This is a genomic window from Mycobacterium sp. IS-1264 (assembly GCF_001954195.1).
Taxonomy (GTDB): domain Bacteria; phylum Actinomycetota; class Actinomycetes; order Mycobacteriales; family Mycobacteriaceae; genus Mycobacterium.
In genome coordinates this window covers 1-23947 of sequence record NZ_MBES01000056.1, presented here as the reverse complement: position 1 = coordinate 23947, position 23947 = coordinate 1, and the positions used below count along the sequence as shown (strand labels likewise).

Here is a 23947-nt window from a genome sequence, read left to right as displayed (position 1 = left end):
CGTCAACGTTCAATCAAAGACGTCCCGCGGCAGGGTCGTCGGGATGTCCAGCGAGCTGAGCAGCCCGGGCGGCGCATCGACCACGTACGGGATCGCGTTGACCACGCGCATGGCCGTGGCCGCCATCGCAGCGCGCCCCGCGCCGCGACCCTCGGCCGCCCCCAGGGTCATGACGCAGTGAATGTCCGGATCGCCTTCGATGTCGACCCGATAGGTCGCGTCGCATTCCGACGTCGGCCACCCGGGGGCGACGTCGCGGGCCATCCGGATGATGTGTTCGATCATGATGGCCTCGCGGCCCTTGACGACGCCCGCCGCGCGGGTCCGCACCGCGCCGCAGGTGCCCGCCTTGACGGTGCCGAACGCGACCTCGATATCGCGATCGGTCAGCTCCCTGTCGAGGGAACCGTTGATGCGCTCGACCTCGACCCCGAGCCCGCTCGCGATCAGGTATATCGGTGCCTTCCAGGCTATTTCGATGAATCCCGGCGTCGAGAGCATGGGCTCGAAATCGAGTGGACGGCCGAAGCCCATCCCGTCCATCATCACGTCGGCCACCGGGTAATGGTCGTTGAGGGCGACCTCGCTCGCCGTGATGGTGCGGATTCGCTTCGACTGCGTAGTCATCAGCAACGCCAGCTGATCCGAGGCAAAACCCGGAAAGATGCCCGAGACGTAGAAGGATGCGCCGCCGGACCTGGCGGCCGCCTCGAGTTGGTCGCGCCATTCCGGCGCGACATACGAAGGTGGATACACCAGACTCGTCGACGACGTCGACACGACGTTGATCCCGGCCTTTAGCAGCCGCAAGTAGTCGGGCACGGCGGCGCCGTCGCGCTCGGGACCGCTCGCGGCATACACCACCGCGTCGGGCGCCAGGGCGATCAAGGCGTCGGCATCGTTGGTGGCCGCGATACCCAACGGTTCGATGCCGGCCAATTCCCCGGCGTCCTGGCCGACTTTGTCGGGCGAATGCACCCATACCCCAACGAGTTCCAGGTCGGGCCGGCGGCGGATCGCATCGATGGCGATCGACCCGACTCCCCCCGTCGACCACACAACGGTACGCACGGGGCTCACCTCCCTACTCATGAGCGGCCGCGGCGCGCTCGAGGTATTGCCACGCCGCATCGGCCGGCCCGGCCCACTCCGGCGCACGCAGGTCGAACCTAAGCGTGAACATCAACAGCACCATAACCTAAAATTTGTTCGTTAGGATAGTGTGCGCTCTCTTAACAGGAGGAACGAAATGGCAGCTCAGCGCGTAGTGGTCTGGGCGACCGGCGGCATCGGGTCGATCGCGATCCGCACTATCCACCGACGCCCCGATCTGGATCTGGTCGGCGTGTGGGTGCACTCCGCGGAGAAGGTCGGCAGGGACGCCGGCGAACTCGCCAATGGCGAGCCGATCGGCCTCGCCGCCACCAATGACGCGGACGCGCTGATCGCCCTCAAACCCGATTGCGTCATCTACGCGGCCAGCGGCCCCGAGCGCGACGCGCTGGCCATCCCGGACTATGTTCGTCTGCTCGAAGCCGGAATCAACGTCGTCACGACCAGCACGACCCGGTTGGTCAATCCGCACGCCTACCAGCCCACTGAGTGGCGCGACCAACTCCTCGGCGCGGCTAAGCAGGGCCAGGCGTCGTTGTATGCGTCCGGGATCGAGCCCGGCTTCGCCGCCGACTATCTGCCCTTAGTGCTGTCCACCCAGTCGTCGTCCATCGAGAAAATCCACTCGTTTGAGGTCGGCCTGTACGACGACTACGGGGTTCCCGACATCATGAGCGACGCGTTGGGCTTCGGACGTCCGCTCGACTACCAGCCCTGGATCGGCTATCCCGGTGCCATCGCCGGCGAATGGCAGGGGCAGCTCCGGCTGATCGCCGACGCGCTTGGAGTCGAAATCCAGGAAATCCGTGAGAGTTTCGATCGCGCGGTAACCAACCGGACACTTGAGGTAGCCATGGGCACCGTCGAGGCCGGGACATGCGGCGCCCTGCGAATGAAGGCGATCGGGGTGGTCGACGGTCACGAGGCCATCGTCATCGAGCACGTGACCCGGCTCGCGCACGATGTCGCCCCCGACTGGCCGACCGGGATCGGCGATCTGTCCTACCGCGTCATGATCACCGGCGACCCCGACATCGACTGCAGCATGGCGGCGACACTCAAGGATCCGCACAAGGCCGGCGTCGGCGGAATGACCTCGGGGGCGGGCGCGATGGTCGCCACCGCAATGCGAGTCGTTAACGCGGTGCCGTATGTCGTTGCCGCCGAACCCGGCCTGCTGAGTTCCGTGGACTTGCCGCTGACGATTCCAAAGCACGCGTTCGCCACTTAGTCTGCCCGAGTGACGGTTAACCCGCTCGAGGAACTCACGCTGGAGCAGCTGCGCCTCCGGACCAGCATGAAGTGGCGCGCGCACCCGGCCGACGTGCTGCCGCTGTGGGTCGCGGAGATGGACGTCCAGCTCGCGCCGACTATCGCCGACGCCCTCCGCGCAGCCATTGACATTGGCGATACCGGCTATCCCGCCGGCCACGCGTTCGCCGAGGCAGTCGGCGAATTCGCTTCGCGGCGTTGGCAATGGCACGACCTGGAGGTCCGCCGCACCGCGACCGTTCCGGACGTCATGCTCGGCATCGTCGAGACGCTGCGTCTGGTCACCGACCGCGGCGACGCGGTCGTCGTCAACTCACCGGTGTACGCGCCGTTCTATGCTTTCGTCTCGCACGACGGCCGCCGCGTGATCGAATCGCCCCTGGACGCCGACAGCCGAATTGATTTGGACGCCTTGGAAGAAGCGTTCACCTGTGCGTGCGCTTCGGGCGGGAAGGCCGCTTACCTGCTGTGCAATCCGCACAACCCGACGGGCGCGGTGCACACATTCGACGAACTGCGCCGGGTTGCCGAACTCGCCCGGAGTTTCGGAGTCCGGGTCGTGTCGGACGAGATTCATGCACCGGTCGTCCTCCCCGGCGCACGCTTCGTCCCGTATCTGACCGTTCCCGGTGCCGAGAACGCGTTCGCCCTGACGTCGGCGTCGAAGGCGTGGAACCTATCCGGGCTGAAGGCGGCCCTGGCCATTGCCGGTCCGGAGTCGGCCGCGGACCTGCGCCGCATGCCGGAGGAGGTCGGGCATGGGCCCAGCCACCTCGGCATCATCGCGCACGCCGAAGCGTTCAGGACCGGCGGCGCGTGGCTCGACGCGCTGTTGCCGGGCCTGGACGCGAACCGGGCATTGCTGGGCGATCTGGTCGCCGAACACCTGCCCGGAGTGAAATGTCTACGGCCGCAAGGCACTTACCTCGCGTGGCTCGATTGCCGAGCGCTCGGGTTCGACGAAGAAGAAACCGAGGGACTCGCGGTGGTAGCCGATCTATCCGGGCCCGCCCGCTGGTTCCTCGATCACGCCCGCGTCGCGCTCAGTTCCGGCCACGTGTTCGGTACCGGCGGAGCCGGACATGTGCGGCTGAACTTCGCTACCTCGCAAGCGATTCTCACCGAGGCGGTATCGCGAATGGGCCGCGCGCTTGCGCAGCGATGAGCGCCGAAGTTCTTCTGAAACAGCGATTTTCAGTTAGGCGGGGATTTCCTCGACGCCCCGGCCCAGGTTTCGGAAGCCCTCAGCGGGCTTCTTGAGGCGCAGTAGGAACGGCAGCGTACTCAATTCGAACTTCGTCGTCTTTCCCAGCCGGCCGAAGAAGCCGCGCTCCGGCACGGTCGGCACCACCTCGGACGTGGCGAGGTCGATGTAGTGCGTCGAGGTGTTTCCGATCCCGGCGAAGTCGTGGATCAGCGGCTTGCACAGGCCGCGGGTCGATTCGTCGAGGCACTCGGCCACCGGGTCGGTCATCAGCACGTATTCAGCTACGGGTACCGAGTTTTTCAGCATTCGGTGGACGAGGATGACATCGACGCCGGCGAGCTCGGTGTGGCGTTTGACCCGCTGCTCGGCCACCTCGCCCTGGTGGACGACGAATTTGAGCGACAGCTTGTCCAGCTGTACGCAGCTTGCACACTCGCAGGCGATGTCGGCTTTGAAGCGCTCCCGCTTGGCGAGGAATGACCTGCGCATCCGTGACAGCCGGTCACACACCAGCACTTTGGCATTGCCGTCGGGCTCCCAGAAGAACGCGGCGTCGCCCTCCAGTTTCGCCAGCTTTAGCCCTTTACCAGCATCGATAACCGCCTCCAGCAACCCGGCCACCGTCTGCTGCGCGTGCGCCAGGTGCGTCCGGTTCCAATTCATGTAATCGGTGTATCCGCTGATGTCGGCGATCAGCAGAACCGCGTGCCGGATGGCCATGAGTTTTGGAGTGTAGTGGCCCCCACTGACAACCCTCAAAGAAATCTCGTACTGGACGAAGGGGCGTTCGGAGAGAGAGGCTTGCAGAGGTGCCCGCTCACCGGAGGAGCTGAATGTGGATGTGCTGCGAACCCCGGATTCCCGATTCGAAAACCTGGAGGGCTATCCGTTCGTAGCGAACTATCTCGACGTGGCGGCAAGCGACACTCAGCCGCTGCGAATGCACTTTCTCGACGAGGGTCCGGCGGATGGCCCGCCGATCGTGCTGCTGCACGGGGAGCCCACCTGGAGCTACCTGTACCGAACGATGATTCCGCCCCTGGCCGATGCCGGAAACCGGGTGCTCGCGCCCGACCTGATCGGCTTCGGCCGGTCCGACAAGCCCAGCAGGATCGAGGATTACACCTATCTGCGCCACGTCGAGTGGGTGACGTCATGGATCGAGCGCCTCAACCTGAAGGACGTCACGCTGTTCGTCCAGGACTGGGGATCGCTCATCGGTTTACGCATCGCCGCCGAGCAGAGTGATCGCATATCGCGGCTGGTAATCGCCAACGGTTTTCTCCCGACGGCCCAGCAACGTACCCCGCCCGCTTTCTACGCGTGGCGGGCCTTCGCGCGTTACTCCCCCGTGCTGCCCGCCGGGCGCCTGGTGTCCGTCGGGACCGTCCGCAGGGTTTCGACCAAGGTGCGCGCCGGCTACGACGCGCCCTTCCCTGACAAGAGCTATCAGGCCGGAGCCCGCGCCTTCCCGCAGTTGGTGCCGACCTCTCCCGACGATCCCGCGATTCCTGCCAATCGCGCCGCGTGGAAAGCCCTGGGGCAATGGGACAAACCGTGCCTGACCATCTTTGGGTATCGCGACCCGATCCTCGGTGCCGCCGACCGTCCCCTGATCAAGCACATCCCGGGCGCGGCCGGCCAGCCGCACGCCCGCATCAACGCCAGCCATTTCATTCAGGAAGACAGCGGCCCCGAGCTGGCCGACCGCATCGTCGCCTGGCAGCAGGCGGTGCGGTAAACGTCGGCAATCACACAGACGCTGCGCCAAACCCTCCTGTCCGCAACCGAAATCGACGTTCGGCGACCTCAGCCGGTGACAGCGAGTACGGCCGCGGCGAGCTCGGGACGGCACACCAACAGGTCCGGCAGCTTCGGGTCCGGCTGGTTGTAGGCCAGCGCCGAGCCGTCGATGCGTGAGGTGTGCAAACCCGCGGCCCGGGCGACCGCCACCGGGGCGGCCGAATCCCATTCGAACTGACCGCCGGCGTGGACGTAGACGTCGGACAGACCTTGCACGATCGAGGCCACCTTGGCTCCGGCCGATCCCATTTCGACCAGGACGCCGTCCAGGGCGTCGCGAACGGCCAAGGCGATCGCGGGCGGCCGGGTGCGTGATACCACGATGCGCGGCTTGTCCGGTGCGGCGGGAGGCGCGGCAACGTCGGGTGTGGCCAACGTGATGCCCTGCGCCGGCAGCGCCACCGCACCGGCGACAAGCTCGCCGGCCTCCCAGAGCGCGACGTGCACCGCCCAGTCGTCGCGCCCGAGTTCGGAGAATTCCCGGGTGCCGTCGAGCGGATCGACAATCCACACCCGCTGCGAACGCAGCCGCACCGGATCGTCGGCGCCCTCCTCGGAAAGCACCGCATCGTCGGGGCGTTCGTTCGCGAGCGCTTCCATGAGAAAGTCGTGGGATCGCTTGTCCCCCGCGGCTTTCCGCTCGCTGGCATCGAACTCGGCGAATTCGTCGCGCACTCCGAGCAGCAGCCGGCCCGCCTCGGTGGCCAGCCGCGCGGCCAGCTCGTGGTCATTCATCGGTCACTCCGGAGATCATCGCCATCCTCAATATGTTGGTCGGATTGACCAAACTTACCGCGCCGCGATTCATGCGGCGCCCGCCACCCCGGGGGTGGCATTTCTGCCATAACCTGGTGAACGTGAGCGGCAACGTCTCTTCATCGAGCCGGCCGCGGCGGATTCCGCGGGGGCGCAAGACCGTGATCGGTGTCGTCCTCGCGGTGCTGCTGATCGGTGGGCTCGGCTTCGTCGGGATCAAGCTGGCCCAGCACCAGAACGGCGCCGCGCCGCCGACCACCACCCAGCCGGCACCTCCTAGCAGCTTCGCCATTCCGGCCTGCTACAACCCAGCGGTTCAGCCGGCCGAGCGTCCCAAGAAGCTCAATGTCCTGGGCTGCGCGAGCGTAGCCGTTGCGCTGCAAGACATGTCGTGGAGCTCGTGGGGACCCCAGGGCGCCGACGGGACCGGCACCGCCGTTTTCAAAATGTGCGACCCGAATTGCGCGGCCGGCTATCAACTCACCGATCCGGTCGTCGTGCACGCGTGGAATCCGCAGCCGCCGCGTCCGGATGCAATCTGTCAGGTCGGGCTCAGGATTTTCGCCGACCTGATCCTGGCGTTCCCCAAGGATGTCCCGCCGCCCACCGCGCAGAAAATGACCACCCAGTACAACGGAATGCCGGCGGTGCACTACGTGAACTACGCCGTCGGCAACGGTCGCGACACCCAATTCATCGGCTACACGTTCTGCAACTAGCCGCGACCGCTAGACCTCGATGACGACCGCCCCGCCCTGGCCACCGCCGGCGCACATGGCGGCGACGCCGATGCCACCGCCGCGGCGGGCCAGCTCGTAGGTCAACGTGGTGACCATGCGCGCACCCGATGCCGCGATGGGGTGGCCAAGGCTGCAGCCGCTGCCGGAGAAATTGACCCTCTCGTCGTCGATGCCGTACTCGCGGCACGCCGCGATCGGCACCGAGGCGAACGCCTCATTGATCTCCCACAGGGCCACATCACCGACCGACAGGCCGGCGCGTTGTAGCACCTTCCCGATCACCTTGACCGCACCCAGACCGCAGTCCCGGGGCGGCACGCCCACTGCGGCCCACGCTTTGACCGTGCCCATCACGTTGAGCTTTTCGGCTTCCGCGTAGTCGCGGTCGACGAGGGCGACCGCCGCGGCGGCGTCGTTGGTGCCGCTGCTGTTGCCCGCCGTGATGGAGAATCCCTCGATCTCGGGGTGCAGCACCTTGAGCGCGGCGAGTTTCTCGACGGTGGTGTCGCGGCGCGGATGCTCGTCGACCGAAAAGTCCGTCACCGAACCGTCCAGCTGGGTGATCTTCAGCGGGATGATCTCGTCGACGAACTTGCCCGCGTCCATGGCCGCGATGGCGCGCTGATGCGACCGGGCGGCCCAGGCGTCCATCTCCTCGCGGGTGATGCCGACCGTCTGCGCGGTGTTCCAGCCCACCGTGATCGACATGTCCTTGGTGGGCGCATCGGGCGTCTCGACATGGGTCGGCGGCAGCCAGCGCTCCTCGAACTTCAGCTCGGGACCGGGAATTCGCTGGTTCATCAGCGGCGTCATCGACAGCGACTGCACCCCGCCCGCGATGAGCACGCGCTCCATCCCGGAGCCGATCTGGGCCGCGGCGTTGCCGATGGCGGTGAGGCTTCCCGCGCAGTGCCGGTTCACCGCCTGGCCGGGAATGTCCTCCATCCCGGTCGCGGCCGCCGCGTAACGCGCCAGATCCCCTCCGCCGTAATGCGATTCGGCGAAGATGATGTCGTCGATGGCCGATGGGTCGACGCCGGAGCGACGCACCACCTCGGGGAGCACCGTGGTGACCAGAACCTCGGGCGGTGTGTTGACGAGCGTTCCTTTGAAGGAGCGCCCGATCGCGGTCCTGACTGCTCCGACGATGACGGGTGTGGCCATTGTTTACCTCGAAGTGTTGGGTGGGCGGTGCGCCAAGTTTACACTAAACGCCTTAAGCGTAACGCCACCCCCGGGTCACACCTAGCGCTACGCTCGCGCAATGACCGCAACCCCCCTCATAAAACCCGACAACGCCCAGGCGGCCGCGTACCGCGTCGCGGCGATGCTGATGGGCATCGGCACCCTCCACTTCCTGGCACCCAAACCGTTCGACGGGATCGTTCCCGCCGAGCTGCCCGGAGACGCGCGGCTGTACACCTACGTGTCGGGAGCTGCCGAGGTATCGATCGGCGCGCTGCTGTTGCCGCGCCGCACCCGGCGATCCGCGGCGCTGGCGGCCGCCCTGCTGTTCGTCGCGGTGTTCCCGGCCAACGTCAACATGGTCCGCTTGTGGTGGGGCAAGCCCTGGCCGATGCGAGTCGCCGCCCTGGCCCGGCTGCCGCTGCAGATTCCGATGATCACCACGGTGCTGAAAATCCGGCGCGACAGCTAGCGTGTCACATGCGCCACATGCGTCGCTGGCCGCGGCGGTGTCCGTTGTGCCCGCCTCCGAGCGACAACCGGTAGTTGGCGGCGTCCCGCCTGGTCGCCCGACTTGTCGCTAAGAGGCGGGCAAACTGTCTGCCGCCTGACGCGGAAACTGGTGTGGCAGTTGAGATCATTGCGGCGTAAACACACCCGAACGCACGGGAGGTTTTAGTGGCGAAGGCGGACATCGCGGCCCTGCTCGCGGTCGCGGCGGCGTTGACGATGGCCATCGGAGACGTGATCGAGCAGCGATCCGCCCAGCAAGTCACGGACAAGCCTGTCGGCACGTGGACCCTGTTTCGCGAGCTGCTCCGCGATCGTCGGTGGTGGGCCGGCAGCCTCGTGGCGGGAGCCGGGTTCGGTCTGCAAGCCGCGGCACTCGCGCTGGGTTCGGTGGTACTCGTGCAGGCGTTACTGGTCACCTCGTTGCTGTTCGCGTTGGTCATCAGCACGAAGACAAGCCACCGCAAAGTCACACGCCCGCAAGTGATCTGGGCCGTGCTCCTCGCGGTGGCGGTGACGGTGGTGGTTGTCGTCGGCGATCCACAGGCGGGGAACCCGCGAGGGTCATTCAGGACGTGGAGCGTCGTGGCCCTCGTCATGGGACCGGCGCTGATCCTGTGCGTGATCGGCGCGCGGATTTTCTCGGGGTGGACCAGCGCCCTGTTGCTGGGCCTGATGTCAGGTTCGCTGTGGGGCCTGTTTTCGGTGTTGACCAAGGGCGTCGTCGACCAGCTTGGCCACGGGATCATGCCCTTGCTGCGCATGCCCGAGCTCTACGTTTGGGCCGTGCTGGCGATCGCCGCGACGGCGTGGGAACAGTCGGCCTTTCGGGCCGGCCCGCTGACGGCGTCGCTGCCCGCCGTGACCGTCGCCGAGCCGATCGTCGGATCGGTTCTCGGCGTCACGGTGCTCGGCGAAACGATGAGCACCAACAATGTCGGCCTGGTAGCACTGGGTGTGTCGGTCGCGGTCATGATCGCCGCGACGGTGGCGCTGGCCCATGGACAGGCCGCGGCATCGACCGGCTAGCGCGTTCAGCCGAAGGTCTCGCGGAGTTCTTTCTTGATCACTTTCCCGAATTGGTTTCGCGGCAGCGCATCGACGACCACGAGACGTTCGGGATGCTTGTAACGGCTGAGCCCGTGCGAATGGCAGTGCTGAACAAGGGATTCCAGCGACACACTGTCGGCTGACGTTGGTACCACCACCGCGCAGACACGCTCACCCGCGCTGCGGTCGGGCACCCCGATGACGGCGACGTCGGCGACCGCCGGATGGGTGACAAGCACGTTTTCGATCTCGGCCGCGGAAACATTCTCCGCGTTGCGGATGATCGCATCTTTGAGACGGCCGGTGACGCGAACATTGCCGTCGGCATCGATCAACCCGAGATCGCCGGTGCGCAACCAGCCTTCCCCGTCGAATGCGTCGGCGTCGAGCGCCGCGTCCGTATAGCCCAGGAAGCATTGCGGGCCCTTGAGCCGCAACTCGCCTTCACGCCCGGCGGGAAGTTCGACTTCTCGGCCGTCGACCACGCGGACGCTGACCCCCGCTACCGGCGCGCCCACGGTGTGGTCGAGGACCTCCGGCGGGGCGGTCAACGACGGTGAGGTGGCGCAGGGAAACTCGGTGAGCCCCCAGGCATTGGCGATCCCGGCCACTCCGAAGGTTTCCCGAACCTGGCGCCCGAGTTCGGGTGTGATGGGTGCGCCTCCGGCCAGGCAGCCCCGCAGCGCGGGGAACAGGGGCCGATCGCCGTGGGCGCGTTGGGCCTCGAGGAACGCCACGAAGAACGGCGTCGCCGTGCCGAGGAACGTAGGGTTATGCGCTGCAACGGAAAACGGCGTCGTCGCCGGGTCGAATGCCTCGAACAATGCCAGCCGCATACCGGTCAATAGCGCGGCGGCCAGCATCGCCGCGCCGCCGATGTGCGCGATCGGGAACGCGATCGGGTCGACGTCGCGGCTCGTCGCGCCGACCATGCCCACCACGCCCGTCGAGCCGGCGATCACCGACGCGTCGGTGTGACGGATCCCCTTGGGGGTCGCGGTGGTCCCCGACGAGTAGTAGATCCAGCGGGTATCGCCGGTGGATCCCGTTGGCGCCGTGAGGGTATCGACGCTGCCGCGGGGCAGCCGCAGCTGGCCGACGGCGGGCGGAGTCTCCAGGTCGACGGTGATGACCTCGAAGCCGTTGTCCGCCGACAAAGCGCGGGCAAGCCCGCCGTGGTCGAATCCGCGCCAGAAGTCGGGCGCCACAAAGAATTCCGTTGCCAGCTGCCCGGTGATGAAGTCGACTTCGCGTTCCCGCAGTATCGGAATTATCGGGTTTTGCACCGCGCCAAGTCGAGCGAACGCCGCCATGACCACCATGGTTTCGAGCGTGGAGGGCAGCTGCCAGGACACCACCGTTCCCGCGCCGATCCCCCGTTCGGCGAACGCGGCGGCCGTCGCGCACGCGGCATCACAAAATTCACGCGCGGTAAGGCTTCGGCCGTGCTCGTCGGCGAGCAGACGGCGGTTCGGGTCGCGCTGTGCCGCGCCGGCGATCAACTCCCAGAACGTCATCTAGGTACGTCGGTGGGTGGCCGAAATCCCGAGTGGGCGAGCGAGACGGACACGGCGCTGCCGACGGGACCCTGGTGGTCGACGAGGACGGCCGACCCGGTGGCGACCCCCTCGTTGCTGTAGTGGGTGAGCGCGGCCAGCCCGATATGGGGCCCTTCCGGCAGCCGGCTCAGGGTCAGGGTGTAGTCGACATTGATGAACTGCAGAGCCCGAGTGCCCCAGTTGGCGATTGCGGCGGTGACGTCGGCGGCCATCGCCGCTCGGGTAAACGCCGTGAACGGCTCGCCGTCGATCAACGGGCGCGTTTCCTGCAACCACGTGTATTTCTGCCCGGACGCATTGACCCAGTCAGGATCGGGATTCTGGACGCCCGCGCCCCAGCCGTACGTCCGCATGAACAGCGACGGGTGGGTGCCGTCCTCTTCGATCGGTAGCCGCGGCATCTGCACCGGCTGTGACCACACGTCCCCGTCGGGTTGCGGGCCGCGCCGTAGAAACAGCGCACTGCCGCGCGCGACCGGGGCGTCGTGCTGGATCAGGACCGCCTCGACCAGCCGCAGCCGCCGTCGCTCGTGTCGCACCCGCGTGCGCACCTCGATCGGTTCCAGCGCGGTTGGTGCCGGAAGGTCGACGGTGAGCCGCGCAGGTTGCAGTTCGGGGTCGTCGACGGCCTGTTCGACGGCCCAGCCCAAGAGGCCGCCGGCGACGTGGCCGCTGAGCGACGGTCCCCACCCGCCGCGGGCGATTTGGGTTGGCACGTAATGGCTTCCGTCACGCACGAAGTACGGTGTCGCCGCCGACGCGCCAATGTCGTCGGGCACGATCCTCGTCTCGGTCACCGCATGCCTGCCTTCTCCTGTAAAGCCACGAACCGTGAATATTACAGTATTGCCTTCTAGTCGCGCGGTGAGCCGACACGATGTGCGGTGCCGTCGGGATCGACGTAGACGAATTCCCGTAAGCCGTAGGGTGTGTCGTGCGGCGCGATCAAGCGGCCTTCGAGGTGCTCCAGCGCCTTCCATTCCGCGTACACCGCGTCGGCGTCACTGACGTAGAGGTACACACTCGCGGCCGTGCGGAGGGGATCGTGCTCGGCCCACTCGGTGAGGTGGATCGAGACCGATCCGCGATCGGCAAAACCGTACCGCTCGGGTCCTTCGTAGGCGCGGGCATCGAATCCGAGTCGGCGGTACCGATCAAGCGCGAGGTCAAGGTTTCGGACCGGGACGATCGGTGATACCGACGTGAAATCAATCGCGGGCACACCACAGTGTGTCAGCGGGGTCGGACGTCGCCCAAATGGCCTCACGCCGTTCACCTGTTGGCCGTGGAAAGCCGCCACGACCAGGGCGTACACTCTGGCGGCCGAGCCGGTCAAGCGACGATACTTGCGCCATCACAGTGCGGGCCTGCTGGCGGGGGCCATCGCACAGCGTTGAGGAGGACAAGTGAGCACATCAGAGACGACGGCCGGGGGGCTGCCGGTCATCCATCTGTCGCAACTGCTGCGCGCACCGGTGCTGGCCCGCTCCGGCGAGACGGTGGGCCGGGTCGAGGACGTGATCGTGCGGCTGCGCGGCGCCGAGGAGTATCCGTTGCTGACCGGGATCGTCGCCGGGGTCGGTGGCCGGCGAGTGTTCATCGGAAGCAAATCCATTGATGAGTACGCCACGGATCGAGTTATCTTGGCCAAGAACAAGATTGACCTCCGCGGCTTTGAGCGCCGCGACGGTGAGGTGCTACTGCGCGCCGACGTACTGGGGCACAGGTTGATCGATGTCGCCGCCGTGGAACTGGTGCGCGCCTACGACGTCGAGCTGGAAGACACCGGCGCCGGGTGGGTGCTCGCGCGGCTGGACACGCGCCGACCGCCGTTGTTGTTCGGGCTGATCAAGCGCTCCGGTGGCCACGCGGCGCGCGATTGGAAGGCATTCGAACCGCTGATCGGGCACGCGCGTTCCGATGCCGTCCGCCGTATGTCGGGCCGGTTCGGCGGATTCAAACCCGCCGAGATCGCCGATCTGCTCGAAGACGCCGACAAGGCCGAGGGCGGCGAGATCCTCGATCGGGTCCGCAGCGACCCGGAACTGGAAGCCGATGTCTTCGAAGAGCTCGACCCCGACAAGGCGAGCCAACTACTCGATCGCATGCCCGACGGCGAGGTCGCGGCGCTGCTGGGCCGGATGCGCGCCGACGATGCCGCCGACGCGATCGCAGACCTGCGGCAATCTCGGCGCCGGCGCGTCCTGGACCTGATGCCGGCCCCGCAGCGCACCAAGGTGATCACCCTGATGGGGTTCAACCCCGACAGCGCGGGCGGGCTAATGAACGTCGACTTCGTCTCCTGCGCCGCCACCGCAACCGCCGGCACCGCGCTCGCACTGATCGCCGACTCCCGCGCCATCCAGCCCGAGGCGCTCATCAAAATGCACATCGTCGACGAGGACAAACGCCTCGCCGGTGTGGTGTCGGTGATCGCACTGCTGCAGGCCGACGCCGCCGAAAGCGTTGGGGCGCTGATGGATTCCGACCCGATCCGGGTCGGATCCGAAGCCGACCTGACGGACATCGCGTTGCTGATGGCCGACTTCAACCTCTACTCCATCCCGGTGGTCGACGAGCAGGACCGCATGCTCGGGGTGGTCACCGTGGACGACGTACTAGAGGCCACCATCCCGGAGGACTGGCGACGGCGGGAACCCGCGCCCCGACCGGTCCGCGATATCACCAGTGATGAGGACAACGCGTCGGTGCCGAGAGGGGAAGCTACGTGACCTCCGGCGACGACAACACCACTGTCGCGGGAGCGTCGGGTCCCGGCGTTGAACCGCCCGAGGTGCGCCGTACCGCGGTGCTCGACAGCAAACACCTGGGCGATATTGAGGGCGCGTTCGGGCGCATCAGCGTCGGCGAGACCGACCATCCCCGCACCCTGAAGACCAGACTGCTCACCCTGCTGGCGATCGTCGGTCCGGGGATCATCGTGATGGTCGGCGACAACGACGCCGGCGGAGTGGCCACGTACGCCCAAGCCGGCCAGAACTACGGCTACTCCCTGCTGTGGGTGCTGTTGCTGCTCATCCCGGTGCTGATCGTCAACCAGGAGATGGTGGTCCGGCTGGGCGCGGTCACCGGCGTCGGACACGCCCGGTTGATCAACGAACGCTTCGGTCGCGGGTGGGGCTGGTTCTCCGTCGGCGACCTATTCCTGCTCAACTTCTTGACGATCGTCACCGAGTTCATCGGCATCACGCTGGCCGCCGACTACATCGGCGTCTCGAAATACGTTGTGGTCCCGGTCTCGGCGGTGGCACTGGTCGCGATCATGGCGAGCGGCAGCTTCCGGCGTTGGGAGCGGGCGATGTTCGTCTTCATCGCCGTCACCCTGCTGCAGATCCCGATGCTGCTGATGTCGCATCCGCAGTGGGCACATGCGGCGAAGTCGCTTGTGGTGCCAAGCATTTCGGGGGGTGTCAGCTCGGACGCAGTGCTGCTGATCATCGCCATCGTCGGCACCACCGTGGCGCCGTGGCAGCTGTTCTTCCAGCAGTCCAACGTCGTCGACAAACGCATCACTCCCCGATTCATGGGCTATGAGCGCGCGGACACCGTGTTGGGGGCCTTCGTCGTGATCGTCGGCGCCGCGGCACTGCTCATGACCGGCGACTGGGCGGCACGCTCCACCAACACCGTGGGCCGTTTCACCGATGCCGGCGACATTGCACACCTGCTCGGCCAGCACAGCGCGACGCTCGGCTCGTTCTTTGCGATCGTGCTGATGGACGCGTCGATCATCGGCGCCGCAGCGGTCACCCTGGCAACCAGCTACGCCTTCGGCGACGTGTTCGGCCTGAAGCATTCGCTGCACCGCGGCTTCGCCGACGCCAAACAGTTCTACCTGTCCTACACCGCGATGGTGGTGCTGGCCGCGGCCATCGTGCTGATCCCCGGCGCCCCGCTTGGGCTGATCACCACCGCGGTGCAAGCCCTCGCCGGACTGCTGTTGCCCAGCGCCAGCGTGTTTCTGCTGCTGTTGTGCAACGACCGGGAAGTGTTGGGGCCGTGGGTGAATCGGCCCTGGCTCAACTGGGTCGCCGGATTGATCGTCGGCACCCTGCTGCTGCTGTCGGGGATACTGATGGCCACTACCCTTTTCCCCGGCATCGACGTCATCGCCGTCGCCGGCTACCTGGCCCTGACGTTGGTCGTGCTCGCCGCCGCGGCCGCACCGGCGCTGCGCTGGATGGCTCGCCGGCAACCCGCGCCACCGGCCCCGAAGCTCCCGGCGCGCGGCGTGGACCGCACCCATTGGCGGATGCCACCGCTGACACTCTTGGAGCCGGTCACCTGGTCGCCGGGCACCCGGCTCGGCATGATCGCCCTGCGCGCCTACCTGATCGTGGGAGCGCTGCTGCTGGTGGTCAAGGCAATCCAGGTCGGCCGCGGATAGTGTTTACTGGCTATTCATCAACAACGTCCGATTGACAGCGATGAGACTGATGGCCTGTGCCGGCGTGGCCGCGTGTGGGTCGCACCAGCCGTCGCCGCCGGCCGCGTCCGGTCCGAGCACGACGAAACCCGCGAGCACGTCGGTTTCGCCCAGCACGCCTGGCAGCGTGGCCATGTCGCCGGGCGCACCCGGCACTACGCCGCAGTGCGTCGGATTATCGATCTGTCCCCCGCCGCCGCCGGACGCCGAGGGCAACCCGGCGTGTTACTACTCCGACGGCTGGCGCGCCAACGGCTCGGGCGCGGGCATCGAGGTCTGGTACTTTCACGAGCCACAGAACATGTCCAAGCCCGACAAAGTGACGGCGGTCGTCCGCAAAAAAGACGGCACCAACGAGTCCCAAAACGCCGACATCGAGGCCGGTCAGCAGGTGCACCGCTTCGAATTTCCGGCTATCGACACGTCTTCGGTGCAAGAGGTACTGCTCAACACGAGTAACGGCCGCTGCTTCGTCATCGGGCCATGATGCACTCCCGACGAAGTCGAACCTCTATCGGCGCGAGCGCGGCGGTCGGCTGCCCGGGGCGGTAAACCCCCCGGTGTCATCGAAGAAGGCCCACTCCCCCTCATCGTCGACCTCCATGCGCCAACCAAGCTCGGAGGTGTGTGCAACGGAATTCGTAAACCAGGCGTGCGCGGCCTCGGCACTGTCGAAATCCCTGGTCGCGATGATTTCGCCGTGCGGGCCGACAACTCGAAACCTGGCCATACGGTGTGGTTATCCCTTCTTATCGGCATTCAATCGCAAGTAATGTCCGCCGACAAGTGCCAGGAAGGAAATCTCGACCGAGCTAGACGGTGCGCGTCAGCCGGCCCGCGAGCAGCTCGGCGAACCTCGCCGGATCCTCGAGGGCGCCGCCTTCGGCGAGAAGCGCTGTGCCATAAAGCAGTTCGGCGGTTTCGACGACCTCGGCACGAGCGGCATCGTCGTCCGCCTGCTGCTGCGCCTGCCGCAGCCCGATGATCAGCGGGTGGCTCGGATTGAGTTCGAGAATCCGCTTCCCCACCGGAACCGCCTGCCCGGAGGCGCGGTACATCCGCGCGAGGGCCGGCGTGATGCCAAAAGCGTCGGTGATCAGGCAGGCCGGCGACTCGGTCAGCCGGGTTGACAGCCGAACTTCTTTGACGTGCTCACTCAGGGTTTCCTTCAGCCAGGCCAGCAGATCGGCGAACTCTTTCTCCTGCTCCTCGCGCTCGGCCTCGCTTTGCTCCTCCTCGGCGTCCAGGTCCACCTCACCTTTGGCCACCGACTGCAGCGGTTTCCCGTCGAACTCGGTCACCGTCCCCACCCAGATCTCGTCGACCGGGTCGGTGAGCAGCAACACCTCGTAGCCCTTGGCCTTGAACGCCTCGAGGTGCGGCGACTTGAGGATCTGCTGACGTGACTCGCCGGTCGCGTAGAAGATCTGCTGCTGCCCTTCCTTCATGCGCTCGACGTACTCGGCCAGCGTGGTGGCTTCCTCCTCGCTGTGCGTCGACGCGAACGAGGAGATGCGCAGCAGCGTGTCCTGATTGTCGAAGTCCGACAGCAGGCCCTCTTTGAGGACCCTGCCGAACTGAGTCCAGAACGTGCGGTAGTCCTCCGGGCGCTCGGACTGCAGATCCTTGATCGTGGAGAGGACCTTCTTGGTCAGGCGGCGACGGATCGCGTTGATTTGCCGGTCCTGCTGCAAGATTTCGCGAGAAACGTTGAGCGACATGTCCTGTGCGTCGACGACGCCCTTGACGAACCGCAGATACTCGGGCATGAGCTGGTCGCAGTCGCCCATGATGAACACGCGCTTGACGTAAAGCTGTATCCCGACTTTGGCGTCGCGGTTGAAGAGGTCGAACGGGGCGTGGGTCGGAATGAACAGCAGGGCCTGGTACTCGAAGGTGCCCTCGGCCCTCATCGCGATGACCTCGAGCGGGTCGTCCCAGGCGTGCGCGATGTGCTTGTAGAACTCCTTGTACTCCTCCTCGGACACTTCGTCTTTGGGCCTGGCCCACAGCGCCTTCATCGAGTTGAGGGTCTCGGTTTCGAGGGTGACGACCTCCTCGCCACCCTCCTCGCTGGGCGGGGTCCGCCGCTCGACTTCCATCCGGATCGGCCAGGCAATGAAGTCGGAGTACTTCTTGACCAGGCTCCTGATCATCCACTCCGCGGTGTAGTCGTGTAGCTCGTCCTCTTTGTCTTCGGGCTTGAGGTGCAGCGTGACCGACGTTCCCTGCTGGGCATCCTCGACGGATTCGATCGTGTAGGTGCCCTCACCGCTCGACGCCCATCGGGTGGCCTCGCTCTCACCGGCCTTGCGTGTGAGCAGCTCGACCTTGTCCGCCACCATGAACGACGAGTAGAAGCCGATACCGAACTGCCCGATCAATTCCTCGGACGCGGCCGCATGCTTGGCTTCACGCAGCTGCTGGCGCAGCTCGGCAGTACCGGACTTGGCCAGAGTCCCGATCAGGTCAACGACCTCGGCGCGCGTCATCCCGATGCCGTTGTCGCGAACAGTCAACGTGCGTGCGCCCTTGTCGACCTCGATGTCGATGTGCAGATCGGAGGTGTCGACGTCGAGGTCTTTGTTGCGGAACGCTTCGAGGCGCAGCTTGTCGAGTGCGTCAGAAGCGTTCGAGATCAACTCCCGCAGAAACGAGTCCTTGTTGGAGTAGACCGAGTGGACCATCAAGTCGAGCAGTTGTCGGGCCTCAGCCTGAAACTCCAACTGCTCTACACCGGCGTTCATGCGATTCGACATAAACCAAAATCTACCGAGATCTGAATCTGTGAAGGGTGGGGGGCCTCACACATTCGCTCATGAACCCAGACCGGCCGCCGCGCCGGCATAAGCGCGGACAACCAGGCGAAACACCGTCCCGCGAGCCCCGAAAATCAGCCGGCGCCGGCCCCGCCGCGCAAAGAGTCTGCACGTCCCGATCACAGCGCACGCATAGCCGGGCTTCCTAGCGTCGGTGGGCGTAGGGGGAATCAAGCAACTAGAGACGGGTGACCGACCATGAAATTCAAGCAACTGATCGCGGGGGGAACCATCGCCGGCGCTCTCGGTGCAGCGGTGTTTGGGGTGGGCGCCGGCACGGCGTACGCGGCTCCGGTTTCGCCACCGCTGGCTCCTGGCGCTCCCCATGATCCGCCCGGACCCGGTGGACCCGGCGGACCTGGCGGGCCCGGCAATCCCGGTGGGCCCGGGAACCCAGGCGGCCCCGGTGGACCCGGGAATTACCACCAGAACGGTCCCGGCGGACCCGGCGACCACGGCCCGGGCGGACCTGGCGGTCCGGGCGGGCCCGGCGGTCCCGGGGACTACCACCCGAACGGTCCCGGCGGGCCCGGTGGCCCCGGCGGCCCCGGACCGTGGCGAGGCGATCCGCACCGTGGCTATTTCCACGCAGCCCCCTGGGGTGACGGACCCGCACCCTGGGGATGGGGTGAGCCGCCGCGGCCCGCGTGGGACCGGCCGCTTCCACCGCCCGGCGGGCAGTGGGGCTACGGCCCGATCAACTACTGGGGCTACCAGGAAACTCCGGTCTGGGATCCCGGCTTCAACCAGTGGGGGTTCTGGTTCTTCGGGGTCTGGATCCCGCTGTAAAAAGCCACCTCACACGGCGCCCGCCTTGCCACTCGGCGAGGCGGGCGTCGGCGTCGGCGTAACTGCCTAAGGTGAATTGACGACCGCACGGGCGGTAGTAGCGTGGTCTCGAGTTCGAGAAGGGGAAGCGGTGGTCGTCGGCAGCCAGATGCTGTACTCGGGAGCCAACGAGTCGCTGGGCCGCGAGGCGCACTGTGCTGCCACGGATTTCGCCGGCATGGATGAGCGCAGCGTCGCGAAACCGCGGGCGGTGCGATGCAGCTGCGCTACATAAGCGTCGCCGCACTCGTCGCCGAAGCCGGCGGCGATCCCTGGGCGATCAACCACAGCCTGCAAGCCGGCCGCCCGGCCCAGATCTCCGACCTGGCAGAGGCGTTTCACGCCGCCGGCCGCTCCACCGCCGAATCCAGCGCCGCCTTCGACGAAGCCCGCCGCCGCTTCGAGGCGTCCTGGAATCGGGACAACGGCGAGAATCCGATCAACGACTCCGCCGAAGTGCAGCGCGTGTCCAAAGCGCTGGGCGCCCAGTCCGTAGAGCTGCCGAAGATCGGTGTCGAGCTGGAAAACATCGCCGCCGCCCTGGCCGAAGCGCAGCGAACCGGCGCGGTGCAGATTTCAAACCTGGAGGGCCAACTACAACAGCTCGACAACGAAATCGGCCACGCGGTCGAAGCGGAGAAAGACATCCACCCCAGCGCGGCCGACAAGTCCGCGCTCGACACGCTGATCACTCACCTCGAACAAGAAGCCATCGACGACACCAAATCAACGCTGGGCCAACTCGTCTCGCTGCGCGACGGTTACTCGGACTGTCTGCAGAAATCACTGACCACCGTGCGCGCCGACGGATACGAGCCGCCGGTCATCCAGGGATTGGGTGTAGCGCCTCAGATTCCGCCACCCAACACCAAGCCCGAAGATGTGAAGAAGTGGTGGGACTCGCTGAGCCAGCAACAACGGGATCAGCTGATTGCTGAACACCCGCCGGAGCTGGGAAACCTCAACGGAATCAACGCCATCGCCCGCGACGCCGTCAACCAAGCGGTGATGAATGACGACATCAACCTCGTCGAGAACATCGCCAAACAGCGCGGGGTATCCGTCGCGGACGTCCTCGCCAACCCGGGACTATATGGCCTGTCGGGCACCGAGGTCACGCGCTATGGCAACGCCGTAAAGACGCGCGACGGCCTAAACTACGACAGGGGCCCGGAAGGCCCCAACCAACGACCCGTCATGCTCTGGGCCTACGACCCGTTGGCATTCAACGGCTGGGGCAGGGCGGCGATCGCGATCGGCAATCCCGACTACGCGCGCAACACCGCGGTCATCGTCCCGGGCACCGGCAGCAGCGTGCAGCAAGGCTGGATGTCGGGGCACCAAGACGCGACCAACCTCTACGACCAGTCCCTGGCCGCCGACCCCGAACACCACTACACGTCCGTGATCGCGTGGATGGGTTATGAAGCGCCGCACGGCTTCTCCGATGTCCGGGTCAGCGAACCCGGACTGGCGCGGGCCGGCGGTGATCTGCTCGCCGCCGACGTCAACGGCCTGTGGGTGACCCACAACAGCCTCACGCCGGAGCACATCACGGTCATCGGGCACTCCTACGGCTCAACCACCGTCGCCGACGCGTTTGCGCACAGCAACATGCACGCCAACGACGCCGTGCTGATCGGTTGTCCGGGAACGGATCTGGCGCACAGCGCCGCAGACTTCCACCTCGATGGCGGGCACGTCTACGTCGGCTCGGCCTCCACCGACCCTGTCAGCTGGATCGGCCAGGGCAGCGGCCTGCCCGAAGAATGGCTCAAAGGCAAGCTCAGGGACTACGGACTCCCCGTTCCCTACGACGCCGGCCTGGGCCGCGATCCGGCCGGCGACGGGTTCGGATCGATCCGCTTCCACGCCGAAGTGGCGGGCTCCACCGACATGGACCGGCACGACCATTCGCACTACTACGACATGGGCAGCGAGGCGCTGCGCAGCATGACGGACATCGCCAGCGGCCAGTCCAACCACTTGGCGACCGACGGACTACTCGCGGACGGCCGGCGGCAACCACATATCGGGCCGTTCCGAATACCCGGTATACCTGCATATATCGATCCCGAGCACGATCGCCCACGCGATACGATCAACGACAACCATGCCTACCCCACGTACGCCCCTCGCTGATCGCCACCAAATGCCATGGCGTTCCGTGATCTTCACTGCGCTAGTCCTCGTCCTGTCGATCGCCACGGGAGGGTGTTCGCTGATGTTTCCTGACCGGCACGACATTGACCATCCGGCCAACCCGCTGTCCGATGACCAATCCCAAGCCCAGGTTGTCGACGCCGCCAAGCAAATCGCACAGCAGGTGAGCCTGCCAGATGTGTACGGGGGCTTCGCGTTTCAATCGTGCAACGACCAGGGGGACCCACCCTACCGCGGGGTCGTCGAGATGAGCTTCAAACTGCCGACGGACGACCGCAAGGGGTATCCCGCCGAGGTCGACCCGGACACGTTCTTCAATCAAATCGCCGCGACGATGGTCGCACACGGGTGGACCGACGGACCCCCGCCCGGATTGCGCCCGAACGGACGGGTGATCAACAGGAACGGCGTCATGGCGGTCATGTCCGCGGGGCCGAACCCCGGCTGGAACCGCATCCAGCTGTACGGCGAATGCCGGAACATGACCGATCACCACAGCGATGGCAAGACCAACTGGGTGAAGATCACCGACCAATTGCGTTGACGATGCTCAATCCGCAACGTGCGGTTGGATTTCCTCGATCACCCACTGCGCGTAGTCAAGGTAAGCCTCCGGCCCGTTCAACCGCGGCGGAGGGACCGAGCTGAACGTCACGCCGAGTTCGGCGAAGCGGCAGAGCTGGTCGATGATCTCTTGCTTGCCCATCCCAGGCCGATAATTGGGATCGTCCGTCGCGACGTGGCCCTCGCCGACTCGGCCCATGCCCAGCGGATACATGACGTCGAACGGCCCGTCGTCATACGTCGGCTGCGACTTGATGAAGTCGATCTTGGCCGGAACGTCTTCGACCTTCGACAGAAACGGCCACCAACCCGATGCGAACCGCGCCGCCCGTTTCAGCGCCGCATCTGCGTCACCGGCGATCCAGATCGGCAGATGCGGGCGCTGCACCGGCTTCGGCGCGAAGGCGATTCCGTCGAAAGAAACATACTTGCCGGAAAAACTCGGCGCCTCGTTTGTCCACAGTTCGACCATCGCCTGAAGGTATTCGTCGGCGATGCGGCCCCGCTCACGGAACGGCACCCCCAGCGCATCGAATTCCTCTGCGTCCCAACCCACCCCGAACGTCGCGGTGATGCGCCCGCCGCTCAGCCAGTCCGCGGTCGCCAGCGCCTTGGCCAGCACCACCGGATGATGCAACGGCAGGATCGTCACGCTCGAATTGACCCGGATCCGCTGTGTCGCCCCCGCGATGAACGCCTGCGCAACCGTCGAATGCAGATAAAACGGGCCGGACAGCTCCAGGTGCGAATGCGGGACGACGAAATGCTCAGGCACCGAGACCATGTCGTAGCCCAGCTCGTCTGCCCGCTTGAGCATCGCCGCTTGCTGCGGTCCCGTCACGGCGAACTCCCAGTCGGCCGTCATCGCGGGCAACTCCAGCGTGTGCGGCAGGGCGAATGCCAACTTCATCCCGCCATGATGTCGGGTCAACAATGAGCTGCACCCGTCGGGTGCCCGGTAAAGCGCCGCGGGCTTTAGACTGCTCGCGTGAATCCGGTGAAATCGTGCTAACCCTGCGGCGTTTCGTTGCCGTGGTCGCCGTCTCGGTACTGGCCGCGGGCTGCGGATCGGCGCATGCGGCCGGCCCGCGCACCATTACGTTGACGCTAGTGCGCCATGCCCAGTCGGCGGCCAACGCGTCCGGCTTGATCGACACTTCAATCCCCGGCCCGGACATAACCCCCAAGGGGTGGTGTCAGGCGACGCTGGCGGCCACCCAATTGGCCCCCAATCACTACGACGGCATCTACGCCTCGCCCCTGATCCGCACGCAGGAGACGGCCACACCGACGGCGCAGGCGCTGGGCGAAGCCGTCACCGTGCTGCCCGGGCTGCGGGAGATTGAGGCGGGCCAGTACGAGGGCACCCCCGAGGCCGACATCCCGCAGACCTACTTCGCCGCACCCCGGCAATGGCTGCAGGGTGACCGGAGCGCGCGGATCCCGGGCTCGGTGGACGGCAACGAGTTCGACGCGCGGTTCGACGCTGCCGTCCAACAGATTTACGACAGCGGCGAGCAGAACCCCGTCGCCTTCTCGCACAGCGCGGCGATCATGTTCTGGATGCTGATGAATGTCCGCAACGTCCCGCCGCAGCTGACCGCCAAGCCACTCCCGAACGTCGGGCGCGTGGTGATAACCGGAAATCCCTCCGGCGGCTGGACATTGACCGACTGGGATGCCGATCCCCCGCAGTGCTGAGTCCCTACGCCTAGCTCTTGGTTCCGACGGTGATCAGATCCGACACGATCTGCGTCCACAGCGGTCTCGGGATTCGGTGCTGATCGGCGACGGTGAACCCCGCGTTTTCGAACAACGACCGCATCTCGGTCGGCGACGCGTTGTGCTGGGGTTTCCACCTGTTGGCCGCCGAAGCCTGTAGTCGCGGTTGCCGTGTGCTCAGGGCGCTGACGGCCACCAGGCCGCCGGGG

24 protein-coding genes and 1 pseudogene are annotated in these 23947 nt (G+C 66.2%); 13 read left to right on the top strand and 12 right to left on the bottom strand.

The annotated features are described in order from the left end of the window. Positions 1 to 9 precede the first annotated feature (9 nt). Positions 10 to 1092, bottom strand: a complete 1083-nt coding sequence (locus A5744_RS11445) for a dihydrodipicolinate reductase (protein WP_076061026.1) — start codon at positions 1090 to 1092, stop codon at positions 10 to 12. A 157-nt stretch (positions 1093 to 1249) separates the two neighbouring features. Between A5744_RS11445 and A5744_RS11440 the strand changes: the two genes are divergently transcribed. Both A5744_RS11440 and A5744_RS11435 read left to right on the top strand, forming a co-directional pair. After that, on the top strand, positions 1250 to 2344 hold the full coding sequence (locus tag A5744_RS11440; protein ID WP_076061024.1) for a dihydrodipicolinate reductase: 1095 nt from the start codon (positions 1250 to 1252) through the stop codon (positions 2342 to 2344). 9 nt (positions 2345 to 2353) lie between these two features. Beyond that, entirely contained in the window at positions 2354 to 3550 is a 1197-nt protein-coding gene (locus A5744_RS11435; RefSeq protein WP_076061022.1) for a MalY/PatB family protein, read from the top strand. 33 nt (positions 3551 to 3583) lie between these two features. On the opposite strand, the gene A5744_RS11430 is transcribed toward A5744_RS11435, so the two are convergent. Further along, complete coding sequence (locus A5744_RS11430; protein ID WP_076061020.1) at positions 3584 to 4312, bottom strand: DUF2652 domain-containing protein; 729 nt, start codon at positions 4310 to 4312, stop codon at positions 3584 to 3586. Between the two features lie 115 nt (positions 4313 to 4427). Here A5744_RS11430 and A5744_RS11425 point away from each other — a divergent pair, with 115 nt between their 5' ends. After that, on the top strand, positions 4428 to 5333 hold the full coding sequence (locus A5744_RS11425) for a haloalkane dehalogenase (RefSeq protein WP_076061018.1): 906 nt from the start codon (positions 4428 to 4430) through the stop codon (positions 5331 to 5333). A gap of 68 nt (positions 5334 to 5401) precedes the next feature. Here the strand turns inward: A5744_RS11425 and A5744_RS11420 are convergent, their stop codons facing one another. Beyond that, entirely contained in the window at positions 5402 to 6130 is a 729-nt protein-coding gene (locus A5744_RS11420; RefSeq protein ID WP_076061016.1) for a 3'(2'),5'-bisphosphate nucleotidase CysQ, read from the bottom strand. Between the two features lie 182 nt (positions 6131 to 6312). Between A5744_RS11420 and A5744_RS11415 the strand changes: the two genes are divergently transcribed. Continuing rightward, entirely contained in the window at positions 6313 to 6870 is a 558-nt protein-coding gene (locus A5744_RS11415; protein WP_076061194.1) for a hypothetical protein, read from the top strand. A gap of 9 nt (positions 6871 to 6879) precedes the next feature. Here A5744_RS11415 and A5744_RS11410 read toward each other — a convergent pair whose 3' ends face one another. Next, complete coding sequence (locus tag A5744_RS11410) at positions 6880 to 8055, bottom strand: thiolase family protein (protein ID WP_076061014.1); 1176 nt, start codon at positions 8053 to 8055, stop codon at positions 6880 to 6882. Positions 8056 to 8155: 100 nt separating this feature from the next. Between A5744_RS11410 and A5744_RS11405 the strand changes: the two genes are divergently transcribed. Together A5744_RS11405 and A5744_RS11400 are read left to right on the top strand one after the other, a co-directional pair. Further along, on the top strand, positions 8156 to 8548 hold the full coding sequence (locus A5744_RS11405; RefSeq protein ID WP_076061012.1) for a hypothetical protein: 393 nt from the start codon (positions 8156 to 8158) through the stop codon (positions 8546 to 8548). 206 nt (positions 8549 to 8754) lie between these two features. Further along, positions 8755 to 9615 carry a DMT family transporter gene (locus A5744_RS11400; RefSeq protein WP_076061010.1) on the top strand — a complete coding sequence of 287 codons (861 nt, stop codon included), beginning with the start codon at positions 8755 to 8757 and terminating at the stop codon, positions 9613 to 9615. A 5-nt stretch (positions 9616 to 9620) separates the two neighbouring features. Here the strand turns inward: A5744_RS11400 and A5744_RS11395 are convergent, their stop codons facing one another. The 3 genes from A5744_RS11395 to A5744_RS11385 all read right to left on the bottom strand — a co-directional run bounded on the left by A5744_RS11395 (position 9621) and on the right by A5744_RS11385 (position 12408). Then, a complete protein-coding gene (locus tag A5744_RS11395; RefSeq protein ID WP_076061008.1) occupies positions 9621 to 11153 on the bottom strand; it encodes an AMP-binding protein in 1533 nt (510 codons plus the stop codon). Continuing rightward, positions 11150 to 11932, bottom strand: coding sequence for an acyl-CoA thioesterase domain-containing protein (locus A5744_RS11390; protein ID WP_076061192.1), 783 nt, complete (start codon positions 11930 to 11932; stop codon positions 11150 to 11152). Before A5744_RS11390 ends, A5744_RS11395 begins: the two co-directional genes overlap by 4 nt. A 116-nt stretch (positions 11933 to 12048) precedes the next feature. Beyond that, a complete protein-coding gene (locus A5744_RS11385) occupies positions 12049 to 12408 on the bottom strand; it encodes a VOC family protein (protein ID WP_076061190.1) in 360 nt (119 codons plus the stop codon). Between the two features lie 193 nt (positions 12409 to 12601). Between A5744_RS11385 and A5744_RS11380 the strand changes: the two genes are divergently transcribed. Together A5744_RS11380 and A5744_RS11375 are read left to right on the top strand one after the other, a co-directional pair. Then, on the top strand, positions 12602 to 13927 hold the full coding sequence (locus tag A5744_RS11380; RefSeq protein ID WP_076061006.1) for a CBS domain-containing protein: 1326 nt from the start codon (positions 12602 to 12604) through the stop codon (positions 13925 to 13927). Then, entirely contained in the window at positions 13924 to 15603 is a 1680-nt protein-coding gene (locus tag A5744_RS11375) for an NRAMP family divalent metal transporter (protein WP_076061004.1), read from the top strand. The genes A5744_RS11380 and A5744_RS11375 overlap by 4 nt, the downstream gene beginning before the upstream one ends. Before the next feature lie 3 nt (positions 15604 to 15606). On the opposite strand, the gene A5744_RS25010 is transcribed toward A5744_RS11375, so the two are convergent. Next, positions 15607 to 15777 carry a hypothetical protein gene (locus A5744_RS25010; protein ID WP_240563024.1) on the bottom strand — a complete coding sequence of 57 codons (171 nt, stop codon included), beginning with the start codon at positions 15775 to 15777 and terminating at the stop codon, positions 15607 to 15609. Between A5744_RS25010 and A5744_RS11370 the strand changes: the two genes are divergently transcribed. Next, positions 15776 to 16129, top strand: coding sequence for a hypothetical protein (locus A5744_RS11370; protein WP_240563023.1), 354 nt, complete (start codon positions 15776 to 15778; stop codon positions 16127 to 16129). The two genes, A5744_RS25010 and A5744_RS11370, sit on opposite strands and share 2 nt — an antisense overlap. Positions 16130 to 16153: 24 nt before the next feature. Here A5744_RS11370 and A5744_RS11365 read toward each other — a convergent pair whose 3' ends face one another. Next, on the bottom strand, positions 16154 to 16372 hold the full coding sequence (locus A5744_RS11365; protein ID WP_076061000.1) for a hypothetical protein: 219 nt from the start codon (positions 16370 to 16372) through the stop codon (positions 16154 to 16156). A gap of 82 nt (positions 16373 to 16454) precedes the next feature. After that, positions 16455 to 18389: a molecular chaperone HtpG gene (gene htpG, locus A5744_RS11360; protein ID WP_076060998.1), complete on the bottom strand. Its 1935-nt coding sequence runs from the start codon at positions 18387 to 18389 to the stop codon at positions 16455 to 16457. 270 nt (positions 18390 to 18659) lie between these two features. Here htpG and A5744_RS11355 point away from each other — a divergent pair, with 270 nt between their 5' ends. The 3 genes from A5744_RS11355 (at position 18660) to A5744_RS11340 (ending at position 21996) form a co-directional block, all read left to right on the top strand. Beyond that, on the top strand, positions 18660 to 19250 hold the full coding sequence (locus A5744_RS11355; RefSeq protein ID WP_076060996.1) for a chitin-binding protein: 591 nt from the start codon (positions 18660 to 18662) through the stop codon (positions 19248 to 19250). A gap of 255 nt (positions 19251 to 19505) precedes the next feature. After that, the gene (locus A5744_RS11345; RefSeq protein ID WP_076060994.1) at positions 19506 to 21431 is read left to right on the top strand and encodes an alpha/beta hydrolase; all 1926 of its coding nucleotides are present in this window, start codon (positions 19506 to 19508) and stop codon (positions 21429 to 21431) included. Positions 21432 to 21513: 82 nt separating this feature from the next. Then, positions 21514 to 21996, top strand: coding sequence for a hypothetical protein (locus A5744_RS11340; protein ID WP_076061186.1), 483 nt, complete (start codon positions 21514 to 21516; stop codon positions 21994 to 21996). 6 nt (positions 21997 to 22002) lie between these two features. Here the strand turns inward: A5744_RS11340 and A5744_RS11335 are convergent, their stop codons facing one another. Beyond that, positions 22003 to 22926 carry a TIGR03619 family F420-dependent LLM class oxidoreductase gene (locus A5744_RS11335; protein WP_076060992.1) on the bottom strand — a complete coding sequence of 308 codons (924 nt, stop codon included), beginning with the start codon at positions 22924 to 22926 and terminating at the stop codon, positions 22003 to 22005. Between the two features lie 104 nt (positions 22927 to 23030). On the opposite strand from A5744_RS11335, the gene A5744_RS11330 reads away from it, so the two are divergent. Further along, a complete protein-coding gene (locus A5744_RS11330) occupies positions 23031 to 23717 on the top strand; it encodes a histidine phosphatase family protein (RefSeq protein ID WP_240563029.1) in 687 nt (228 codons plus the stop codon). A 10-nt stretch (positions 23718 to 23727) separates the two neighbouring features. On the opposite strand, the pseudogene A5744_RS11325 reads toward A5744_RS11330, so the two are convergent. Further along, positions 23728 to 23947: pseudogene (locus tag A5744_RS11325) on the bottom strand (SAM-dependent methyltransferase); the annotation flags it as partial.

Excerpts from the sequence above, each read along its gene's own strand:
- A5744_RS11445 (WP_076061026.1), bottom strand. The coding sequence starts at position 1,092 with ATGAGTAGGGAGGTGAGCCCCGTGCGTACCGTTGTGTGGTCGACGGGG.
- A5744_RS11440 (WP_076061024.1), top strand. The coding sequence starts at position 1,250 with ATGGCAGCTCAGCGCGTAGTGGTCTGGGCGACCGGCGGCATCGGGTCG.
- A5744_RS11430 (WP_076061020.1), bottom strand. The coding sequence starts at position 4,312 with ATGGCCATCCGGCACGCGGTTCTGCTGATCGCCGACATCAGCGGATAC.
- A5744_RS11420 (WP_076061016.1), bottom strand. The coding sequence starts at position 6,130 with ATGAATGACCACGAGCTGGCCGCGCGGCTGGCCACCGAGGCGGGCCGG.
- A5744_RS11410 (WP_076061014.1), bottom strand. The coding sequence starts at position 8,055 with ATGGCCACACCCGTCATCGTCGGAGCAGTCAGGACCGCGATCGGGCGC.
- A5744_RS11405 (WP_076061012.1), top strand. The coding sequence starts at position 8,156 with ATGACCGCAACCCCCCTCATAAAACCCGACAACGCCCAGGCGGCCGCG.
- A5744_RS11395 (WP_076061008.1), bottom strand. The coding sequence starts at position 11,153 with ATGACGTTCTGGGAGTTGATCGCCGGCGCGGCACAGCGCGACCCGAAC.
- A5744_RS11370 (WP_240563023.1), top strand. The coding sequence starts at position 15,776 with ATGTCGCCGGGCGCACCCGGCACTACGCCGCAGTGCGTCGGATTATCG.
- A5744_RS25010 (WP_240563024.1), bottom strand. The coding sequence starts at position 15,777 with ATGGCCACGCTGCCAGGCGTGCTGGGCGAAACCGACGTGCTCGCGGGT.
- A5744_RS11365 (WP_076061000.1), bottom strand. The coding sequence starts at position 16,372 with ATGGCCAGGTTTCGAGTTGTCGGCCCGCACGGCGAAATCATCGCGACC.
- htpG (WP_076060998.1), bottom strand. The coding sequence starts at position 18,389 with ATGAACGCCGGTGTAGAGCAGTTGGAGTTTCAGGCTGAGGCCCGACAA.
- A5744_RS11355 (WP_076060996.1), top strand. The coding sequence starts at position 18,660 with ATGAAATTCAAGCAACTGATCGCGGGGGGAACCATCGCCGGCGCTCTC.
- A5744_RS11345 (WP_076060994.1), top strand. The coding sequence starts at position 19,506 with ATGCAGCTGCGCTACATAAGCGTCGCCGCACTCGTCGCCGAAGCCGGC.
- A5744_RS11340 (WP_076061186.1), top strand. The coding sequence starts at position 21,514 with ATGTTTCCTGACCGGCACGACATTGACCATCCGGCCAACCCGCTGTCC.
- A5744_RS11335 (WP_076060992.1), bottom strand. The coding sequence starts at position 22,926 with ATGAAGTTGGCATTCGCCCTGCCGCACACGCTGGAGTTGCCCGCGATG.